Origin of the sequence: Actinomadura rudentiformis (genome assembly GCF_008923185.1) — a bacterium.
GTDB lineage: Bacteria > Actinomycetota > Actinomycetes > Streptosporangiales > Streptosporangiaceae > Spirillospora > Spirillospora rudentiformis.
Map to the genome: position 1 here is coordinate 72003 of NZ_WBMT01000018.1, position 19516 is coordinate 91518.

Annotated in this window: 22 protein-coding genes and 1 tRNA gene; 11 read left to right on the forward strand and 12 right to left on the reverse strand. The window is 71.0% G+C overall.

What is annotated here, in order from left to right; translation table 11 throughout:
• Window positions 1–26: 26 nt before the first annotated feature.
• The 4 genes from F8566_RS33425 to F8566_RS33440 form a co-directional block, all read right to left on the reverse strand.
• Window positions 27–842, reverse strand: coding sequence for a universal stress protein (locus F8566_RS33425; protein WP_225993733.1), 816 nt, complete (start codon window positions 840–842; stop codon window positions 27–29).
• 62 nt (window positions 843–904) lie between these two features.
• On the reverse strand, window positions 905–2110 hold the full coding sequence (locus tag F8566_RS33430) for a M20 metallopeptidase family protein (protein ID WP_151565862.1): 1206 nt from the start codon (window positions 2108–2110) through the stop codon (window positions 905–907).
• A 36-nt stretch (window positions 2111–2146) separates the two neighbouring features.
• On the reverse strand, window positions 2147–2671 hold the full coding sequence (locus F8566_RS33435; protein WP_151565863.1) for a DinB family protein: 525 nt from the start codon (window positions 2669–2671) through the stop codon (window positions 2147–2149).
• 36 nt (window positions 2672–2707) lie between these two features.
• Window positions 2708–3475 carry a maleylpyruvate isomerase family mycothiol-dependent enzyme gene (locus F8566_RS33440; protein ID WP_151565864.1) on the reverse strand — a complete coding sequence of 256 codons (768 nt, stop codon included), beginning with the start codon at window positions 3473–3475 and terminating at the stop codon, window positions 2708–2710.
• A gap of 138 nt (window positions 3476–3613) precedes the next feature.
• Here F8566_RS33440 and F8566_RS33445 point away from each other — a divergent pair, with 138 nt between their 5' ends.
• Window positions 3614–4576: a DNA polymerase domain-containing protein gene (locus F8566_RS33445; protein WP_151565865.1), complete on the forward strand. Its 963-nt coding sequence runs from the start codon at window positions 3614–3616 to the stop codon at window positions 4574–4576.
• Here F8566_RS33445 and F8566_RS33450 read toward each other — a convergent pair.
• Window positions 4573–5529 carry a GlxA family transcriptional regulator gene (locus tag F8566_RS33450; protein WP_151565866.1) on the reverse strand — a complete coding sequence of 319 codons (957 nt, stop codon included), beginning with the start codon at window positions 5527–5529 and terminating at the stop codon, window positions 4573–4575. The two genes, F8566_RS33445 and F8566_RS33450, sit on opposite strands and share 4 nt — an antisense overlap.
• 71 nt (window positions 5530–5600) lie before the next feature.
• Between F8566_RS33450 and F8566_RS33455 the strand changes: the two genes are divergently transcribed.
• Genes F8566_RS33455 through F8566_RS33465 form a run of 3 tightly spaced genes read left to right on the forward strand, consistent with a single transcriptional unit; the run spans window position 5601 to window position 8679 of the window.
• Window positions 5601–6899 carry an MFS transporter gene (locus tag F8566_RS33455; RefSeq protein WP_151565867.1) on the forward strand — a complete coding sequence of 433 codons (1299 nt, stop codon included), beginning with the start codon at window positions 5601–5603 and terminating at the stop codon, window positions 6897–6899.
• Entirely contained in the window at window positions 6896–7768 is an 873-nt protein-coding gene (locus tag F8566_RS33460) for a Gfo/Idh/MocA family protein (protein WP_225993734.1), read from the forward strand. Before F8566_RS33455 ends, F8566_RS33460 begins: the two co-directional genes overlap by 4 nt.
• Window positions 7765–8679, forward strand: a complete 915-nt coding sequence (locus tag F8566_RS33465) for a MerR family transcriptional regulator (RefSeq protein ID WP_151565868.1) — start codon at window positions 7765–7767, stop codon at window positions 8677–8679. Before F8566_RS33460 ends, F8566_RS33465 begins: the two co-directional genes overlap by 4 nt.
• A 50-nt stretch (window positions 8680–8729) precedes the next feature.
• Here the strand turns inward: F8566_RS33465 and F8566_RS33470 are convergent.
• Window positions 8730–8804, reverse strand: a tRNA-Gly gene (locus F8566_RS33470).
• Window positions 8805–8979: 175 nt separating this feature from the next.
• On the opposite strand from F8566_RS33470, the gene F8566_RS33475 reads away from it, so the two are divergent.
• The 7 genes from F8566_RS33475 (at window position 8980) to F8566_RS33505 (ending at window position 14897) form a co-directional block, all read left to right on the forward strand.
• Window positions 8980–10053, forward strand: a complete 1074-nt coding sequence (locus tag F8566_RS33475; RefSeq protein ID WP_151565869.1) for a DUF6745 domain-containing protein — start codon at window positions 8980–8982, stop codon at window positions 10051–10053.
• 10 nt (window positions 10054–10063) lie between these two features.
• Window positions 10064–10507, forward strand: coding sequence for a hypothetical protein (locus tag F8566_RS33480; protein ID WP_151565870.1), 444 nt, complete (start codon window positions 10064–10066; stop codon window positions 10505–10507).
• 22 nt (window positions 10508–10529) lie between these two features.
• Complete coding sequence (locus F8566_RS33485; RefSeq protein ID WP_192809990.1) at window positions 10530–11102, forward strand: WHG domain-containing protein; 573 nt, start codon at window positions 10530–10532, stop codon at window positions 11100–11102.
• A 90-nt stretch (window positions 11103–11192) separates the two neighbouring features.
• Complete coding sequence (locus F8566_RS33490; protein WP_151565872.1) at window positions 11193–12755, forward strand: benzoate-CoA ligase family protein; 1563 nt, start codon at window positions 11193–11195, stop codon at window positions 12753–12755.
• The gene (locus tag F8566_RS33495; RefSeq protein ID WP_151565873.1) at window positions 12752–13615 is read left to right on the forward strand and encodes an amidohydrolase family protein; all 864 of its coding nucleotides are present in this window, start codon (window positions 12752–12754) and stop codon (window positions 13613–13615) included. Before F8566_RS33490 ends, F8566_RS33495 begins: the two co-directional genes overlap by 4 nt.
• Before the next feature lie 40 nt (window positions 13616–13655).
• Complete coding sequence (locus F8566_RS33500) at window positions 13656–14498, forward strand: metallophosphoesterase family protein (RefSeq protein WP_151565874.1); 843 nt, start codon at window positions 13656–13658, stop codon at window positions 14496–14498.
• A gap of 129 nt (window positions 14499–14627) precedes the next feature.
• Window positions 14628–14897, forward strand: a complete 270-nt coding sequence (locus tag F8566_RS33505; RefSeq protein ID WP_151565875.1) for an acyl carrier protein — start codon at window positions 14628–14630, stop codon at window positions 14895–14897.
• Here F8566_RS33505 and F8566_RS33510 read toward each other — a convergent pair.
• From F8566_RS33510 to F8566_RS33535, 6 genes are read right to left on the reverse strand one after another with little or no spacing between them, the layout of a single operon-like run.
• A complete protein-coding gene (locus F8566_RS33510; protein ID WP_151565876.1) occupies window positions 14876–16738 on the reverse strand; it encodes an ABC transporter ATP-binding protein in 1863 nt (620 codons plus the stop codon). The two genes, F8566_RS33505 and F8566_RS33510, sit on opposite strands and share 22 nt — an antisense overlap.
• On the reverse strand, window positions 16735–17292 hold the full coding sequence (locus F8566_RS33515) for a TlpA family protein disulfide reductase (protein ID WP_151565877.1): 558 nt from the start codon (window positions 17290–17292) through the stop codon (window positions 16735–16737). The genes F8566_RS33510 and F8566_RS33515 overlap by 4 nt, the downstream gene beginning before the upstream one ends.
• Window positions 17293–17323: 31 nt before the next feature.
• Entirely contained in the window at window positions 17324–17881 is a 558-nt protein-coding gene (locus F8566_RS33520) for a MauE/DoxX family redox-associated membrane protein (RefSeq protein WP_151565878.1), read from the reverse strand.
• A 4-nt stretch (window positions 17882–17885) separates the two neighbouring features.
• Window positions 17886–18911, reverse strand: coding sequence for an MvdC/MvdD family ATP grasp protein (locus F8566_RS33525; RefSeq protein ID WP_151565879.1), 1026 nt, complete (start codon window positions 18909–18911; stop codon window positions 17886–17888).
• Window positions 18912–18914: 3 nt separating this feature from the next.
• Entirely contained in the window at window positions 18915–19199 is a 285-nt protein-coding gene (locus F8566_RS33530) for a hypothetical protein (protein ID WP_151565880.1), read from the reverse strand.
• A 21-nt stretch (window positions 19200–19220) separates the two neighbouring features.
• Complete coding sequence (locus tag F8566_RS33535) at window positions 19221–19493, reverse strand: hypothetical protein (RefSeq protein WP_151565881.1); 273 nt, start codon at window positions 19491–19493, stop codon at window positions 19221–19223.
• Window positions 19494–19516: the final 23 nt, after the last annotated feature.

Genomic DNA, 19516 nt, shown 5'->3' on the forward strand with positions numbered 1-19516 from the left:
AGGGGTCGTAGTCGGGCGTGACTATGTCAGGAATAGCCCCTCGGAAGAACGGTGACCGGGCAGGGCGCCGCACGGAGCACCTTGAGGGCCATCTCGCCGAGGAAGACGCGGTGCGCGCCGGCGTCCTCGCTGCTCGCGCAGACGAGCAGCTCTCCCTCGGGCCAGTCGACGTCGTCCAGGGCGTCCGCCACGTCGTCTCCCTCGGCCAGCTCGGCGGTCACGGCTTCGGCCGGCAGGCCGGACGAGTCACGGGCGAGCCTGATCGCCAGGGCCAGGTCGTCCCGGAGTGGATCGGGGCGCGCGTCGTCGACGTTGAGGGTGAGCAGGCGCAGCGGCACGTCGAGGGCGAGGGCGGCCAGGGCGGCGCGGATGACGGCTTCGTCACACTGCGGGCGGCGTACGTAGGCCACGGTGATCCGGCTGAGCTCCTCCGGGGGCGTGTAGCCCGCGGGCGGCAGCATGACCGCTTCGGTGGACGCGTGGAGAAGATGGTCGGCGGTGCTGCCCACGGTGATCCGGCCCCGGGCGCCGCCGCCCGTGGAGCCGACCACGATGATGTCGGCGCCGATCCTGCTGGCCAGGACGGACAGGCCCCGGCCGACGCTCCGGCTCTCGTGCACGGCGGCTTCGGCGGTGGCGCCGTCGAGGAGGTCCAGCGCCTGGTCGAGGAGCGCATGGGCCTCGCCCGCGGCCGCAGGGCGGTCCGGCGGGTACACGGAGGCCACGGTCAGCTTGCCGTCCGTCAGGCCGACGATGGCCCGGGCCAGCTCCAGGGCCTCCCGCCCGCCCGTGTCCCGTGCGTATCCGACGAGGACATGTTCCCCGATCATGCCGATGGTCATTCCCCGAAGAGAGGGGATGTCACTTCATGAACCGTGTCAGTTGGCAGGGGCAGTCGGCAGGGTCAGCCGGCGGGGGAGGCCAGACGGCGGGTGGCGAGCTCGGCGTAGAGCGCGGCGCCGTCCGCCAGCACCGCGTCGTCGAACGCGGCCTCGGGGGAGTGGTTGAACGCCGCCTTGCCCGGATCGCGGTCCGGAGGGCACGCGCCCAGGGCTACGAACGCCGACGGGATCTCGTTGCAGACGAACGAGAAGTCCTCCGAGGCGGGCAGCGGATTGGGCGCCGTGATGTAGCGGTCTTCGCCGAACGCCTCCCGGACGGTGTCGCCCACGAAGGCCGCCTCGGCGTGATCGTTCACCGTGACCGGGTAGTCCTGGACATAGTCCACGTCGGCCTCCAGGCCGTGCGCGGCGGCGATGCCCCGGATCAACTCGGCCGAGCGGTCCTTGAGCCGGCTGTGCGCCTCGGCTGAGAACGAACGGGCCGTGCCGGAGAAGTACGCCTCGTCGGGGATGACGTTGTCGGTCGTTCCGGCGTGGAAGTTGCCGACGGTGAGGACCACCGGGTCGAACGCGTCGAAGTCGCGCGTCAGCATCGTCTGCAGCGCGGTGACCATCTCGCAGGCCGCCGGGAGGGGGTCCTTGGCCCGGTGCGGCAGGGAGCCGTGCCCGCCCGCGCCGCGCACGGTCACCCGCAGCCGATCGGCCGCCGCCATGATCGGGCCGCTCCGGGAGACGAACAGCCCGGCCGGGAGGCCCGCCGAGAGCACGTGCAGCGCGTACGCGGCGACCGGCCGTTCACCGGCCGCCTCCAGCACGCCCTCCTCGATCATGATCCGGGCGCCGCCCGCGCCCTCCTCGCCCGGCTGGAACATGAAGACGACGTTGCCGGCGAGCTCGCCGCGGCGCCCGGCCAGAAGCCGCGCCGCGCCCGCGAGCATCGTGGTGTGCAGGTCGTGGCCGCAGGCGTGCATGGCCCCGGGCGTACGGGAGATCAGCTCGGCGTCGCCGCGTTCGGTCACCGGCAGCGCGTCCATGTCACCGCGCAGCAGGACGGTCGGGCCCGGCCGGGCGCCGCGCAGCACCGCGGTCACCGACGTGAGGCCTTTGCCCGTGGTGACCTCCAGCGGGAGACCTGCCAGCGCCGCGAGGACCTTCTCCTGCGTGCGCGGCAGATCCAGCCCGAGCTCCGGCTCATGGTGCAGGGCCCGCCGCAGCCGTACGAGCTCTTCCTGAAGGCCGGCGGCGTCGCTACGCAGGGTCGGGCTCACGGAGACTCCTCGGGTCGCGGGTCCTGGAGGAGCCTCTCACTCGCCGATCACGCCGTCCATGATCTCGCGGGTCACGTCGAGGTGGCCGACGTGACGTGCGTACTCCTGGAGCAGGTGGAACAGGATCCACGCCAGCGACGGGACGGGCTGCGACCCGTCGAAGCGCCCGCCCGTCGAGGCGATGTCGTCGAGCCGCGCCGCCGCCACGATCTGCCGTGACCGGTCGCACGCCTCGCGGAAGGCCGCCTTCACGTCCTCGGCCGGCATGCCGTCCGGTACGCGCCACCGTCCGTCCGGCCCGCGATCGCCCCATGGTTCGTCGACGGGCTCGGCCGCGAACCCCCACCTGACCCACCGTGTCTCCACGTAGGTCAGGTGGTGGAGCAGTTCCAGCGGCGTCCAGGCCGACGGAAGGACGCTGGAGCCCAGCTGCTCCTCCGGAAGACCGTCGAGCTTGCGCAGCACGGCGTCCCGATAGAAATCGAGGTATCCCAGGAGAAGCTCACGCGGATCGGTCAGCGACTCCGGTGGCTCGGGCGGGGACTCTACGGGCGTCACCATGCCGCGACGCTAACACCGGCGTTCACACCACCACCCTCATGAGGCGCCCTCGAACGCCGTGTGCTCCAGCCAGTGGTCGAGGAGCGGGCGTTCGCCGATGACCTCGGTACGCAGATCGTCGGGCGGGAGACGCCGGGTGATCACAAGCAGCAGGTCCGTCACGCCGGCCGACACGACGACGTTCGCCGCGCCGTTCCCCCGTTTCCACGTCACTCCGCCCGGGGTGCGGGTGATCAGCCAGCCGTCCACGTCCGGCTCGGCGGGCTGGAGGGCAAGGGCCTCGCCGTCGCCCCGCAGCGCCGTGAATCCGGGGTTGAGCGTCTCGGCCAGGGGACCGGAGATCATGTCGAGGCCTTCGCAGATCGCATCGGCGGCGAGGTCCGGTGCCAGTTCGTAGGGGCGGTCAAGGGCCAGGGCGGCATCCGCGTGATGAACCGACGTGTCGTGCAGCATCCGGCGTAGCCAGAACGTCGCGGGCCGCGGCCCCAAGAACGTCCATACCTCAACGTCGCACTCCTCGGTGGCTGCGATCAGCCATTCGGCTCCTGCGAGGAGCCACTCCGGCCAGTCGCCGGCGTCCAGGGAGACGACGGGCTCGAGCGGCAGAGGTTCGGTGGCGCGTTGCTCCACGAGCGCCGCCGCCCAGCGTTGCGCCTGGCCGACGTGCTCGACCAGATCGCGTAGTGACCATTCAGGGCAGGTGGGGATCCACGTGCCCGGGTGGGTGCCCGTCACGGTGCCGGCGAGACCGGCCGTCTGCAGTCGCAGGCCCTCGGCGAGCCGCCGCACGTCAGGTGCCCTCATGCACTCCTCCTCGAGTCGTGCTCGTACCGTAGGAGCTCCACCCGGGTGGAGGTTCAACTGTCTGTGACGCACGACATACTCGGTAGATGATCCGATCCCAGACGGTCCGGTGGCATCCGGCTCGAGGCAGGTGGCGTGATGGCCGGTGGTGAAGAGCGGGCGGGCGTTCCGCTGAGCAATCTCGATCAGTCGCTGTTCGACGGGTCCGACGCGACCAAGCGGGACCTGGTGGACTACCTGGACGCCGTCGCGGACCAGATCATTCCGGGGCTGGCCGGCCGGCCGCTGTCGGTGATCCGCGTGCACCGGGGCGGGGAGCCGTTCATGCAGAAGAACGTCCCGAAGTACACGCCGCCGTGGGTGCGCACGGTGACGCTGTGGGCGGAGTCCTCCAAGCGTCAGGTGTCCTACGCGCTGTGCGATGACCGGCGGACGCTCGTCTGGTTCGCCAACCAGCGTGCGATCGAATACCACCCGACCCTGATGCGTGCTGAAGATCTGGCCCATCCCACCCATCTGGTGCTTGATCTGGACCCGCCCTCCGGGGACACGTTCGAGATGGCCGTCCGCGCCGCGCACCTGGTGCGGCAGGCCCTGGCCGGCTCCGGCCTGGAGGGGGCGGTCAAGACCAGCGGCGCGAAGGGTGTGCACGTGTTCGTGCCGATCGAGGGAGTCGGGGCTGAGGACGCGGCCGCGGCGACCCGGGCGATCGCTGCGCGCGCCGAACGGCTCGATCCGTCCTTCGCCACGACCGCGTTCATCCGGGAGGACCGCGAGGGCAAGGTGTTCCTCGACTCCACCCGGGCGGGCGGGGCGACGGTGGTGGCCGCCTACAGCCCGCGTACACGGCCTGGCACGCCCGTGTCGTTCCCCGTCGCCTGGGACCAGCTCGACGACGTTACTCCGCGGGACTTCACCCTGCGCACGGCGGCGCAGCTGATCACGGAAGGCGATCCGTGGGCCCGGCTGATGCCCGCGCCGCAGAGGCTGAGCGCCGACCTGATCGAGGAGGGCCACGGCATCCCGATCGCCCGCGTGCAGGCGATGCACGAAGGCAAGCGGCGGGCACGCGCACGCCGCGCTCAGGCTTCGGAGTCCTAACCCCGCTGGGTGAACGTGGCGCGGTAGGCCGTCGGGGTCAGGCCGACCTGGCGGACGAGATGGGCACGGAGCGAGTCGGCGCTGCCGAGCCCGCTGGTGTGGGCCACCTCGTCGATCGGCAGGTCCGTGGTCTCCAGGAGCTCTCGCGCGCGGTCGATCCGCTGGCGGAGCAGCCACTGGAGCGGGCTGAGCCCCGTCTCCGCACGGAACCGCCGCGCGAGCGTGCGGCTGCTCATCCGCGCCTGCCTGGCAAGGTCGTCGATCGTGAGGCGACGGTCGAGGCGTTCCAGGGCCCATGCCTGGGTGCAGGCGAGGCTGTCCCCGTTCGCGCGCTCGGGACGCGGCGCGGTGATGAACTGGGCCTGGCCGCCGGAACGCACGGGAGCCACGACCACGCGGCGGGCGGCGGCGTTGGCGGCGGCCGCACCGTAGTCGTTGCGGATGATGTACAGGCAGAGGTCGATGCCAGCGGCGAGGCCCGCCGACGTCAGGATCTGCCCGTCGTCCACGTACAGCACGCTCGGATCCAGTTCCACGGCCGGGAAGAGCGCCGCGAACTTCTCCGCCCGGCGCCAGTACGTCGTCGCGCGGCGCCCGTCGAGCAGCCCGGCAGCCGCCAGCACGAAGGTGCCCGTGCAGATCGAGACGATGCGGCGCCCGTCGGCGGCGGCCCGGCGCAGGCCGTCGAGGACCGCTGGGTCGATCCCCTCACGGGTGTGCGTTCCCGGCACGATGATCGTCTCGGCCGTCTCCAGGATCTCCAGGCCGTTGGAGATCTCCAGGCCGTAGTCGGCGGACGTCTTGATCACTCCCGGTACGAGGGTGCAGATCCGCACCTCGTACAGCCGCCGTCCCTCATGCACCGAGCCGCCGAGCACGAGGTCGGGGATGGAGACGTCGAAGGGCACGACGGGCGGCACGGCCAGGACGGCGACCCGATGCGGCCGGCTCATGGCTGGATCCTCCGGAACAGTGGCATTCCAGCCAGTGTCACATACCGGGGCAGGTCAGGCACAGTGTCCGAGTGCTCAATACGTCGCAGACGCGCCCGGCAGCCGCGCCCCGCCGCAGGTTCCCGATCCACCGGGCCTGGCCGGTGGCCGCCGTGGCCTTCGTCGCCCTGATCGGCGCCGCCGGATTCCGGGCCACCCCGGGCGTCCTGATGGTTCCCCTCCAAGAGGAGTTCGGCTGGTCGCGCGCGACGACGTCGCTCGCGGTCTCGGTCAACCTCGTCCTGTTCGGGCTGACCGCCCCGTTCGCTGCCGCGCTGATGGAGCGGTTCGGCATCCGGCGCGTGACCTCGGCCGCGCTGACGCTGGTGGCCGCGGGCAGCGGGCTCACCGTCTTCATGAACGCCAGCTGGCAGCTCGTGCTCTGCTGGGGCGTCCTCGTGGGAATGGGCACCGGGTCGATGGCGATGGTCTTCGCGGCGACCGTCGCCAACCGCTGGTTCAGCCGCCACCGGGGGCTCGTCATCGGCGTGCTCACGGCCGGGGGAGCCACGGGCCAGCTGGTCTTCCTGCCGGTCCTGGCCTGGCTGGTCGAGCGGCACGGCTGGCGTTCGGCGTCCGTCACGGTCGCGGTCGCCGCGCTGGCCGTCGTGCCGCTGGTGATCCTCGTGCTGCGGGAACGTCCCGCCGACGTGGGGTTGTTCCCGTACGGGGCGACGGCCGCCGAGCCCGAACCCGAGGTGAAGGGCGACGCCGCACGCGTCGCCCTGCGCGCACTGCGGGACGCCTCGCGCACCAAGGAGTTCTGGCTGCTGGCAGGCGGCTTCTTCATCTGCGGGGCATCGACCAACGGCCTGGTCGGCACGCATTTCATCCCGGCGGCCCACGATCACGGCATGGCCGAGACCACCGCCGCCGGGCTGCTCGCCCTGGTGGGGATCTTCGACATCGTGGGCACCGTCGCGTCGGGCTGGCTCACCGACCGCGTCGACAGCCGGGTCCTGCTCGGCTGGTACTACGCGCTCCGCGGCCTGTCGCTGCTGGCGCTGCCGGTGCTGTTCGGCTCGTCGATCCACCCCAGCATGGTCGTGTTCATCGTCTTCTACGGGCTGGACTGGGTCGCGACCGTGCCGCCGACCATCGCGCTCACCCGGGAGGTCTTCGGCGCCGCGCGCGGCACCATCGTGTTCGGATGGATCTTCGCATCGCACCAGCTCGGCGCCGCCGTGGCCGCGGCCGCCGCGGGCGCGCTGCGCACCTCGTTCGGCACGTACACGATGGCCTGGTGGGGCGCCGGCGTCATCTGCCTCGTCGCGGCGGCCATGTCCCTTTCGATCTCCCGTACGGACCGGTCCCTTAGGCTCATGGGGTGAATGAACCGGTATCAGTCGGGCTGGTCGGGGCAGGGCCCTGGGCCGGCATGGTGCACGCGCCCGCGCTGGACGCGGGCCCGGACACACGTCTCGCGGGGATCTGGGCGCGGCGCCCGGAGGCCTCGTCGGAGCTGGCCGCCAAGTACGGCGTGCCCGCCTTCACCCGCATCGAGGAGCTCTTCGACTCCTGCGAGGCGGTCGCGTTCTCCGTCCCGCCCGACGTGCAGGCCGATTACGCGGGCAAGGCCGCCCGGGCGGGCAAGGCCGTCCTCCTCGAAAAGCCACTGGCCATGGACCTGGAGGGCGCCCGGCGGGTGGCCGGCGCCATCGGCGAGGCCGGTGTCGCCTCCCAGATGGTCTTCACGATCAGATACTCCGAGGCCGCCCGGAGCTACCTGCGCGAGGTGCGCGAGCTGGAGCCGTTCGGCGGGCACGGCTCGTTCGTCTCCACGGTCCTCAGCGGCGGGCCGTTCGCCACGCCATGGCGGCTCGAACGCGGCGCGCTGCTGGACCTCGGCCCGCACATCGTCGACCTGCTCGACGCGTCGCTCGGCCGCGTGACCGGGGTCCGCGCGCACGGCGACCCCCTGCGCTGGATCGGACTGCTGCTCGAACACGAGGGCGGCGCGGTCAGCGAGGCCTCGGTCTCCATGGGAAGCGTGGTCGAGCCGCCGCCCGCGCGCGTCGATGTGTACGGGCGCCGGGGCAACGCGCAGCTCGACTGGTCGCACGTCAGCCAGGACACGTTCACCACCATGGTCGCCGAGTTCGCCGCGACGGTGCGGAACGGCGGAGGCCATCCGCTCGACGCCCAGCACGGCCTGCGGATCCAGGAGGTCCTCGCCGAGGCGGAGGCCCAGCTGGGATGATCACTGATCGGTCGCTCGGCATCGGTGAGCTGTCCCGGCTCACCGGCGTGCCCGTGCGAACGATCCGGTTCTACTGCGACGAGGGCGTCCTGGCCGTCCGCCGCAGCTCGGGCGGGCATCGCCGGTTCGATCCGGACGCCGTCGAGCGGCTGCGCCTCGTCCGGCGGCTGCGCGGGCTGGGTCTCGGTCTCCCCGCCATCGCGAACGTGCTGACGGGGGAGCGTTCGCTCGACGAGGCGATCTCCGCGGAACGTGCCGCGCTCGACGTCGAGCTGGCCTCCCTCGCCTGGCGCCGCGCCTCCCTGCGCGCGGTGGAGGAGGCGAGCCCGGCCGAACGCGCGGCGCGCCTGGAGCTTCTCGCCCACGCCCAGGGCCCGGCGGCCAGGGACGTCATCGTCGACTTCTGGATGCGCATGGTCCGCGCGTACGTGAGTCCGGAGATCATGGAGGGCCTCGTGCAACTGGCCGTCCCCGACCCCCCGGCCGATCCGACCCCGGCGCAGGTCGTCGCGTTCGCCGAAATGGTCGTCATGGCCCACAGCCACCCGTTCGGAAACGCACGCCGCGTCCGTGAACGCATCGACCAGGCGGAGATCTCCGACGAAGGCACACTGATGCGCGGCGTCGCGGAAGCCTACACACTCGCCATCCCCGCACTGCTGGCCGGGGAGCAGCCTCAGCCCGGCCCCGCGCTGGACCGCTTCGTCGAGGCCCACGCACATGTAAGGGGCGACCGGAAGGACACTCCTGAGTTCCGGCACTACCTGCACCGGGAGCTACTCCTCGATCAAGACCCGCGCATCGACCGCTACTGGGACCTCTTCACCGATGTGACCGGCACGTTCGCCACGTTCGGCCGAAGCCACCGCTGGCTGCTGGACGCCCTCGGCAAGGCCTTGGAGCCCGCGTGACAAGCGCCCGTGTCATAAGCGAAAGACCCAGGCCGCAGCCTGGGTCACAGTGGAGCGGAAGACGGGATTTGAACCCGCGACCCTCACCTTGGCAAGGTGATGCTCTACCCCTGAGCCACTTCCGCTTGCGCTACGACGGGCCTCCCGGCCCTCCGCGGCGACAGGGAAACTTTATCGCGTCCTCGCAGTGGATCGGACACGACACCTGCGAGACCCCGCTAAAAATCGGTGGACGAGGTCTGACGGGTCTGTCACCATGGCGGGCATGATCAATGAAAGGGGCGTGGAAGCCCTCCTCCGGTGAGCGATCCGGTGCAGCGGGAAGCTGCCAGAATTCGCACAGAATGGCTGGGCCACGCGTTGTCGACGCAGCCCGCCGACCGTCCGGCCGCCGAAGCGGCCATCTCCGGGCTCTACAGCCTGATCGGGCTCGATCCACCTCGTTTCCACTGGGCCTCCTCCCCGGTCACCGCGCTCGCGACGGTGCCGCGGGGCGCCCGCCGGTGGGAGAGCATCGAACTCCTCGACGATTGGCCGCTGCCCCACCGGTTCGCCACGCTGATGAACAGTCTGCGCGGGCAGCTCGATGACCAGGTGGAGCATTGCCAGCGGGCGCTGGAATACGTGATCCGTACCAAGGTGCAGCACCCGCTGTGGGACACGTTCCGCGCTCCGCTCATGGTTCTCCGTGCGGCGCACGACGTGGGGAGCGACCTCGCGTATGCCTGGTCCAGCACGCAGTGCGTCGGGTGGCTGGGCCACTATGACGCGCTGCGCCAGGTGGCCAGGGTGGCCTTCACGCCGGAACAGGCGCGCCAATTCGATCTCTGGGCGGCCGTGGCGCAGTCGTGTGGCTGGTGGTGGCCTCGCGAGGACGTGTGCGTCGTCTCCGAACGGCCCGTCGTGATGCGTACCGAGGTCGCCGGGGACAACGGCGAGCTCCGGCTGCACTGCGCGGACGGGCCCGCGGTGCGGTACGCGGACGGCTGGGACCTCTACGCCTGGCACGGCGCGCAGGTGCCCGCGTGGGTCGTGACCGATCCATGTGTCAGGCGTATCGAACGGGAGACCAACGTCGAGGTGCGCCGGTGCGCGATCGAGCACATCGGGTGGGCCTCGTACATCGACCAGGCCGGGCTCAGGCTGGTCGCCTCGGCCCCGGACCCCGGCAACCCCGGCTCGGAACTGCGGCTCTATGACATGCGCAAGGAGACCAAGGTGCTCCTCGCCGTCAACGGCTCCGTCGAACGGGACGGGCGGCGCCGCCGGTACGGGCTCACCGTGCCGGGCTTCCTGAACGACCCGATCGCCGCCGCCGGCTGGACCTACGGACTGTCCGCCGAGCAGTACTCGCTTCTGTCCCGCCGAACCTGAGGTGACTCCGATGACTGCACAAGTGACCCTGGCCTCCCTCTCCCAGCAGACCGGCATCGCCGTGCTCGACCATCTCGAGCAGTCGATGAGCATCCCCGTCGTCGACGGCCTCCAGGCCCAGGGCGACCTGATCGTCATCCCGTATTCCCTCATCGATTCCGCCGTGACGTTCTGGTCACATCCGGTCTGGAAGAAGGTGCCGCCGGAAGGGATCGAACTGCTGCGCGGCGCGGCCGGTGGCAACCCGCACACGCTGGTGGCGGACCCGGGGACCGTCCGCTGGACGACTCAGGTGTACGACTCCGATTTTCTGGCCATCGGCCTCTTCCACGCCTCAGCCATCGCCTACTTGCTTCACCCCGAGCATGGTGCGTCCGGCTGCGCACCGGGCACGTACGTAGTGCGTCGGCAGCGTGAGCATGAGGGGCGCCGGGCTCGGCTCGTCGCCGACTGATCCCCTGGCTATGGTGGGGCGGATGGGGCGGCGCAAGGTGCGTACCGAGGAGCTGCGCGGCGAGCTGGTGTCGGTGGCGACGGGCCTGCTGGCGGACGGCGGCACCACGGCGGTGACCACCCGTGCCGTCGCGTCCGGGGCGGGGTCGTCGCTGGCCGCGGTGAACGAGCTGTTCGGCGGCAAGGCCGGGCTGGTCCGGGCGATCTTCGCCGAGGGGTTCGCACGGCTGGCGGCCGAGTTGTCGGCGCTGGACGTCACCGACGATCCAGAGGCCGACGTGGTGGAACTGGCGCTCGCCGTACGAGCGTTCGCCCGCCGCCATCCGCATTTGCACGAGGTGATGTTCTCGCGTCCGTTCGCCGAGTTCAGGCCCGATGACGACGACACCGCGGCGGCCGAGGCGATCTACCGGATCGTGGTCGGCCGCGTGGCGGCGGTCCTCGGGCCTGGACACGCTCAGGACGCCGCCGTCGGGCTCTTCGCCGCGGTGCAGGGGCTGGTGAGCCTTGAGTCGTCCGGTCTGCTCGGCGATCCCGGGACGGCCGACCGGCGGTTCCGGATGACGGTCTCGGCGACGCTGCGTGGATTCGCCTGACGGCTTCGCCTGACGGCCAGGGCAGCATCAGGCCGTTCAATATTCCACAAACATATTGACGGTCGTCTTAAGTATGTAGAGCATTGCGGCATGGTCGACAGGCCCTTCAATGCCAGCACCCACCTCCTCGACGCCCGGCTCGGCGAGGGCAAGGAGCAGCACGTCGCCCTGACCGGGCCGCTCGGCACCCTCACCTACCGCGAGCTGGCCGACCGCGTGCGCGGCCTGGCCGCCGGTTTGCGCGCCCACGACGTGCGGCCCGAGGAACGCGTCGTGCTCTTCATGCCGGACGGCCCCGCGCTGGCAGCGATGATCCTGGCCGTCATGCGCATGGGCGCCGTGGCGGTGCCCGTGTCGACCATGCAGACGGGCAAGGAACTCGGCTCGGTCCTGCGCGACGCGCGCGCCCGCGTGCTCGCCACCGGCGCCCCCTTCCTTCTCGCCGCTGAACAGGCCGCGGCAGAGGCCCCCGAGCTGCGCCACGTCGTCATTGACGGCGACGACGGCTTCACCGCCCCGGCCCAAGCCGCGCTCCACCGCCTCGACGCCCTCGCCCAGGAGGGGAACGACGGCGACCCGTACGACACGTGGGAGGACTCCTCCGCCCTCTGGCTCTACACCTCTGGCACCACCGGCACCCCCAAGGGCGCCGTTCACCGGCACGCCAACATCCGCCATGTGACCGAGTCGTACGCGCGTGAGGTGCTCGGCATCACCGCCACCGACCGCTGCTTCTCGATTCCCAAGCTGTTCTTCGCCTACGGCATCGGCAACTCGTTGTTCTTCCCGCTGTCCGTGGGCGCGACCACGATCCTCGACCCCGCCAGGCCGACCCCGGCTTCGGCCGCCCAGCGGTTGAGCGAAGGCCGTCCGACGCTCTTCTTCGCGGTGCCGACCTTCTACGCGGCGCTGCTCGCCGCCGGGCTGCCCTCCGACACGTTCTCCTCGGTACGGCTGGCGGTCTCGGCGGGGGAGCCGCTGCCACCCGAGCTGTACCGGCGTTTCACCGAACGGTTCGGCGTCGAGCTGGTCGACGGGATCGGAACCACCGAGGCCCTCCACATCTTCCTGTCCAACCGGGCGGGCGAGGTCCGTCCCGGCACCACGGGCAGGCCGGTCTCTGGTTATGACTTGCGAATCGTTGACTCGGACGGGAACGACGTGGAACCCGGTACACCCGGATCGTTGCTCGTCCGGGGCGAATCCCTGGCCACGGGCTACTGGTGCCGTACGGACACCACAAGGCGGGTCTTCGAGGGCCAATGGCTGCGCACCGGAGACACCTATGTCGCAGACGGCGACGGCTACTACACCTGCCTCGGCCGAACGAACGACATGCTCAAGGCAGGCGGCATCTGGGTGTCGCCTACAGAGGTCGAAGCCCGCCTGCTCGAACACCCGGCCGTCACGCTCGCCGCGGTCGTCGGCCTCCCGGACGCCGATGGCCTGGACAAGCCGGTCGCGTGCGTCGTCTTGAAGGAGGGCACGGCCGCCACGCCGGACGAGCTCATCGCCTTCTGCCGGGCGGGACTCGCCTCGTTCAAACGTCCCCGCGAGGTGCTGATCGTCGACAAGCTGCCCACCACGGCCACCGGCAAGCTCCAGCGCTTCGCCGTCCGGGAGTTCGCCGCGTCGCTGCTGGCGGCGCGATGATCGACGGCCACCCGCTCGTGGACGCGCACGTCCACGCCGCGCGCCTGCCCACCCTCCGTCCGGCCTGGCGCGACTGGGCCGAGCGGTTCGGCTCCGGTCACCCCTGGCAGGACCTGTACGATGCGGACGGGACGATCGTGCCCGAACGCATCGACGCGGCCTTCGAGGCCGAGGGCGTGGACGTGGCGCTGCTGCTGGCCGAGTACAGCCCCAAGGCGACCGGCCTGCAGCCCATCGAGGACCTGCTGCCGCTCGTCAAGCACAACCCGCGCCGGTTCAAGCCGATCGCCAACATCAACCCGCACCTGCACTACCCCGTGGACACCGAGCTTGAGCGGCAGCTGGAGTCCGGCGCGGTGGCGCTCAAGCTCCACCCTGTCCACGGCGGGTTCTCAGCGGCGGACCCCGCCCTCTATCCGGCCTACCAGGTGTGCCGGTCGGCCGGGATACCCGTCGTCGTCCACTGCGGCACGAGCTCGTTCCCGGGATCGTCCAACAAGTACGCCGACCCGACCCCGCTGGACGACGTCCTGCGTGACTTCCCGGACCTGACCATCGTGCTCGCGCACGGCGGCCGGGGCTGGTGGTACGACGCGGCCGCCTTCCTCGCGCTCTCCCGTGACAACGTCTGGATCGAACTGTCGGGCCTGCCGCCGCGCCGCCTGCCCGACTACTACGCGCGCCACGATCTGGCCAGGCTCGCCCGCAAGTTCATCTTCGGCACCGACTGGCCCGGAGTCCCGGGCATCGCCCGCAACGCCCACGCGGTCGCCGCCGCCCTGGACCTCGACGACGAGACCGCCGCCCTCGTTCACGGCGGGAACGCCCTCAAGGTCTACCCGGGACTCGCCGACGGTTGACGCCGCCAGCCGACCAGGGTGGGTCGCCTAGGATCCGCCCATGGGCGATCTCTACGCGATCAGTGACCTGCACGTGGGGTTCGAGGACAACCGGGCGTTCGTGGCCGGTCTGCGGCCCGTGGCTGAGGACGACTGGCTCATCGTGGCGGGCGACGTCGCCGAGCAGGTCGGCGACATCGACTGGGCGCTGCGCACGCTTCGGGAACGCTTCGCCAAGGTGATCTGGGCGCCGGGCAACCACGAGCTGTGGACGACGAAGGACGATCCCGTCCAACTGCGCGGCGACGCCCGCTACCGGCACCTGGTCGAGATCTGCCGGAGCATGGACGTGGTGACTCCCGAGGACCCTTACCCCGTGTGGGAGGGGCTGGACGGGCCGGTGACGGTCGCTCCGCTCTTCTTGCTGTACGACTACACGTTCCGGCCGGAAGGCGCGTCCAACAAGCAGGAGGCGCTGGAGATCGCGTATGCGGCCGGCGTCGTGTGCACGGACGAGAAGTTCCTCCACCCGGACCCGTACCCCACCCGCGACGCCTGGTGCGACGCTCGCATCGCCGAGACCGAACGCCGGCTGGCGGCCCTCCCGGAGGGCACCCGCACCGTCCTGGTCAACCATTTCCCCATGACCCGCGAGCCCACCGAGGTCCTCTGGTATCCCGAGTTCGCCCAGTGGTGCGGCACCGTGCGCACGGCCGACTGGCACGTGCGGTACGGCGCCGTGGCGGTCGTGTACGGCCACCTCCACATCCCGCGAACGATCTGGAGCGACGGCGTTCCCTTCGAGGAGGTGTCGGTCGGCTACCCCAGGGAATGGCGCAAGCGCGGCAAGACCCCGAAGGGACCGCGCCGCATCCTGCCGGCCACCCGGGCGGAGGGACCTTAGTCCCTGCCGGGCGGGACTTCCGGCCGAGAACAAAGGGCTTATGGCTGCTGTGCGTAGCGGCTCGGACGCGTACAAAAGGAGGACGCGTACAAAAGGAGATGGACGGGCAAGCCGGCGGCGGGAGGAACCATGGACGGCGGGCAAGCGCACAAGCTGGTGGCGCAGGCGATCGAGAGGCTCACCCCCGATGTCGACCTGGGCACGCTGGACGACCAGGCCGACCTGCGGGACGAGCTCGCGCTCGACTCCATCGACTTCCTGGTCTTCGTCGACATGATCGGCAAGCAGGTCGGCCACCTGATCCAGGAGTACGACTACCCCGTCCTCACGACCGTGGGCGGCTGCGTCGACTACCTGCAGGAGCAAGGCAGCGGCTCCTACGTCCACACCTGGTCTTGAGGGGCGTCCAGGTAGCCGGAGGCCTGCAGCCCGAACAACCGGGCGTAGAGGCCGCCGTGGCCGAGGAGCGCGGCGTGCGAGCCCTCCTCGGCCACGGTTCCGCCGGACAGCACGATGATCGAGTCCGCGTCCCGGACCGTGCTGAGCCGGTGTGAGATCAGCAGGCTGGTGCGGCCGTCGCGGTGGTCGCGCAGCCGCCGGTGGACCTCGTACTCGGCCTCCGCGTCGAGCCCGGAGCTCGGCTCGTCCAGAACGAGCAGATCGGCGTCGTCGCGGAGCAGGGCCCTGGCGAGCGCGACCCGTTGCCACTGGCCGCCCGAGAGCAGCACCCCGGTCGCGGGATCGTCGTGGTTGATCGGGTCGAACGTCCGCGACAACATCGTCTCGTAGCCGTTGGGGAGGCCGGTCAGGGTCTCATGGCAGCCCGCACGGAGCGCCGCGTCGACCACTCGTGCCCGGTCGCCGCGTTCCCAATCGGCCAGGGCGTCAGCGGGAAGCACAGCAGGGTCACCGACGCCGATGTTCTCGGCCGCGCTGAGCTCGTACGCCATGAAGTCCTGGAAGACGGTGCCGATGCGGCGCCGGAGCTCGGCCACCGGGAGCTCCCGCAGGTCGACGCCGTCCCACAGCACGGCCCCGCGCGTCGGGTCGTAGAACCGGCACAGCAGCTTGACCAGCGTGCTCTTGCCCCCGCCGTTCGGGCCGACCAGCGCCGTCGCCCTCCCCGCGGGGATCGTCAGGTTCACGCCCCGGAGCGCCCACGGCAGATCGTCGCCGTAGCGGAACCACACGTCCCGCAGCTCGATGCCCTTCGTGAGCGGCCGGACGGACGGCCGCGAGCCGTTCACGGCCACCGGCTCGGGGAGATCCGGCTCGGCTCCGACCACGAACCGGTAGTGGCCGAACAGCAACATCGCCTCGTGCATGCGCCCCACGCCGTGAATCACGATCGTGAGCCCGTTCTGCACGCCCGCCGTCGCCAGGATGAACATCGACACGTCGCCGATCGTCAGGCCCCCGGCCCGGGCGGTGGTCACGGCCCAGAACAGCCCGGCGCCCGCCACACCCGCGCCGAGGATCCCGTGCGTACCCTGGATCAGCACCTCGCGGCGGCCCAGACTGCGATGACCGGCGTTGATCCGCCGCAGCTCGGCCAGCATGCGGGTGCCGAAGAGGCCGCCCAGACCGTACAGGCGCACCTCCTTGGCGGCGCCGACGCTCGTCAGCAACTGCGCGAAGAAGAATTCACGGCGCGACGCCTGGCCCAGCCTCGCGATCGTCTCGGCCCGATACCTGCTCAGCCGCAGCTGGCCGTTCAGCGCGATCGCCCCGGCGGCCAGGACGGGGACCAGCATCCAGGGACTGAGCACGGCGAGCGTGGCGACGAACCCGGTCAGCGTGAGCAGGCCCTGCGCGCCGCCGAGCGCGCCGCCGACGACGTCCGACGGGCCGCTCGGCCCGGCCTGCGTCGCGAGCGCGATCCGGTCATGGAAGCGCGGATCCTCGAAGCGGCGCAGCCCCGGCATCCCGGCGATCGCCGCGTAGAGCCGCCCGCGGGCGATGAGGCCGATCGCCCGCTCCAGCTCGCCCTCCAGGTACTGCGTCACCTCGGGGAGGAACGCGACGCCGACTCCCGCGAGCGCGAGCAGCAGGACGGGGAAGGTCAGCGACGCCCCCGGCGTGGCGAGCCGGTCCAGCACCGCCTTCGTCAGCCAGGCGACCACCACCGGCATGGCGCTGACCATCAGGGCGAGCGCGACGCGGAGGAGCAATCTGCCGCGCCCGGACGACCAGGCGAGCTCGGTCGCCGCCGCCAGCGACGACGCGATCGGCCGGATCATGCCGGTGCGGCGTCCGGGATGTGCTCGGGCTCGGTGTGGCTGGAGACCATCCTGCCGTCCGACAGCAGCGCGAACGCGGGAAGCCCGATGACCCCGAAGGCCTGCACGAGCGGGCCGGCCTCCACCTCCTCGGTCAGCACGCGCGCCACGGGCGCGAGCTTCTCACGAAGCTCCATGCCGAGCTTCGGGGTGCCCATGATGACGACCAGCACGTGGTCGCGGCCACCGGGCGCCTGCTCGGCGCGTTCCAGGAAGGAGGGAACGGCGAAGTCGCACGCCTGGCACCCCGGCGCGAGGAACGCCACCAGCGTCGGCCCGGTCAGGTCGGTGTGCGACACCGTCGAGCCGTCCACGGCGGTGACCTCGAACGGACCCACCTTGGCGCCGGGCGACAGCGTCATCGGCCGAGCGTCGCCACCCGGGCCGCCGGGCCCTCCGACTCCGGCCGCCGGACGTTGCAGGTCACCGAGCCGCCGCACGATGCCGAGGGTCAGCGCGATGTTGATCAGGCTGAGCACGCCGATCAGGGTCACGGCGGCCGCCGAGTAGGACATGGGGACTCCTCACGGGCGGTTCACGAATGGTTCATGGCCGTTCATGGCGGTAGAGAGCGACGATCTCCTCCAGATTGATCAGCAGCAGCGCGGCCGTGCCGCCCACGACGGCGGCGAGCAGCGCGGCGGCCTCCCCGCCGTTCGCAAGCACAGTCGGCGGCGGGCCGGCACCGGCCGTGTCGGCGAAGAGCGGGGAGGCGAGCGCGCCGCCCGCGACCGCGACGGCGAACAGCGCACCGTTGCGGAGCAGGTGCAGGACGCCGGGCGGGCGCCGGCCCTTGCCGAAGCACCGGCACGGCACCCCGACCCGGCGCCGCATCATCGAGCGCACGCCCGCCGAGAAGACGGCGAGAAGCAGGGCCGCCAGCACGAATCCCGCCGGAGCCAGCACGGGAACGAGCACGGCCACGGCCGTCGCCGCCTCCAGCGCCACCATCACGGCGGCCACCGGCGCCACGGCGCCGGCCGCGACCCCCGCGGCCGACGAGAGCCAGCCGCGGAAGTCCGCGAACGCCGCCCGTCCGGCGGCCTTGGTCGCCGCGGAGTAGGCGAAGGTGACCGCGACGACCGTCTGGCAGGCGAACGCCACCTGGTCAGTAGCCGATTTGGGTCACCTCTCCCCGCGTGAACGGGCCGCCCCGCATGAGCAGGTCCGCGAAATGGTCGCCCATGGGTATGCCGATGTCGTGCTGCATCCACATGAACTGCCCCATCGGGTTGACCTCGAGGAAGATGTACTCGCCGGACGGGGTGACGATGAAGTCCACGGCGGCGTAGACCGCGCCGAGCTCGGTCAGCAGCGCCTGGGTCTTCTTGACGATCTCTTCGGGCAGCGGGTGGTACGGGCCGTAGGGCATGTCGGTGGTCTCGCCCCGCCAGTCCACCCGCGTGTTGTCGCGTTCCTGAGAACTGATGGTGACGGGGAGGTAGGTGTTGCCCATGACCGTCAGCCGCACCTCGTAGGCCTTCTCGATGTACTCCTGGAACATGCACATCGTGTGGCCGACCCGGTCGAGGTTCTCCCGGATCTCGTCCCCGACCACGGTGGTCAGCAGCCCGGCCGGGAAGGCGCCGGGATAGTGGATGACGCCCCCGGTGAACGCCTTGTAGACGATGGGGCCGTCGGAGGAGTCGAGGAGGTCGACGACCTCCTGCGGATCGTTGGTCACCAGGGTGCGCGGCACGCGCAGTCCCAGGCGCTTGGCCAGCTCCAACTGGAACGGCTTGAGCTCCCCGACGGCGTCGACGTCGGGCCGGTTGACCCACAGGCAGTTGGTCGCCCGCAGGATGCCGCCCACGCCCTGCATGGCCTCGCGGCGCGCGAACTCGCCCTCCGCCTTGCCCATGTCGGGGCCGAAGTCGAACGCGGTCGGGCGGCGGTACCAGACGGCCGACAGCTCGTCGAGATCGACCTCGCGGCCGGCCTCGACGTCGCGCAGCAGCCGCCGCGGCGTGCCGCCGAAGTCCGAGGTCGTCAGCTGCATCCGGCGCGGGAAGTAACTGAGGTCGACGCGCACGACCCGGGCCCCACGCTCCTTCAGCGCAGTGATCACGGGATCGACGGTCAGATCGAATTCCTGGGTCAGGATCAGGACGCTGGGGCCCGGGTTCGCGGTCATCGTTTACGCGCAGCTGTCGTCGTAGCAGGAGTCGGTGTTGTAGCAGTACGTCCGGGTGTAGGTGACGGTGCCGGCGGTGGGCATGCCGGGCGGGGAGACCCAGGTCTGGGTGTCGTCGTCGAAGTAGCCGAAGTCGGCGGCCGCCGGGACGCCGTCCCAGTTCGAGTAGAGGTAGGCCAGCGGCTGGTTGCTCTGGTCGGCCGGCGGACGGAAGTCGGGGTCGAGGACGTGGCCGTCGGTGAACGACCGCGCCATCAGCAGCGGATCGCGGGTGAGAGTGTCGGACATGGTGCCCTCCTTCTTCGCCGGTCACTCCGGCGAAAGCGGTTCGGTGATCCCAGAGATTCCGGTGAGCTCGCCGGAGAAGGACCACACAAGGTTGAGCTCGTCGAAATGGCCGGCGGTGAAGCTGACGTCGCTCTCCGGCATGCCGTCCGGGATGTGCTCGTAGAGATAGGCGAGGGGAACGCCGGCGCCGGTCCGCCTGCTCTCCCGGAGCTCCGCGGGGATCGCCCGTACGACGAGCGAGCCGTCCTGCAGTTCGGGTGGATCGAAGCGGATGAACGGCGGCGATGCGATCACGAGCTGAATCCTGGCCGAGCACC